The organism is Gilvimarinus sp. 1_MG-2023, from assembly GCF_030548285.1.
Genome location: NZ_JAUOSC010000958.1, coordinates 1 through 275, shown reverse-complemented (window position 1 = coordinate 275; position 275 = coordinate 1). Strand labels below are relative to the sequence as shown.

Genomic DNA, 275 nt, shown 5'->3' with positions numbered 1-275 from the left:
ACGTTGCAGCCACTGCGGCTACCGACGACAAGACCGCTACTGCTGCTGCCACCGCTGTCGATACCAGCGCTGATGCAACAGACACTGCGGTTACCACGCCGTCGGAAACCACGGACACCCCGGCCACTGACGCAGCAGCTGAACCCGCTCCGCAAGCGGAAGCAGCCCCGACGCCAGAAAAAGCAGAGACGACCGAAGAAACCCGTCCCCGCCGTCGCCGTCGTAGCCGTAATCGCTCAAACCGCGACAACACATCCGAATCTGCAGCAACAGAG

At 62.5% G+C, this 275-nt stretch carries 1 protein-coding gene; it reads left to right on the top strand.

Annotated features, from left to right (window positions below; all coding sequences use genetic code 11):
• Nucleotides 1-275: hypothetical protein (locus tag Q4563_RS19710; protein ID WP_303605724.1), on the top strand; the 275-nt coding region annotated here is incomplete at both ends.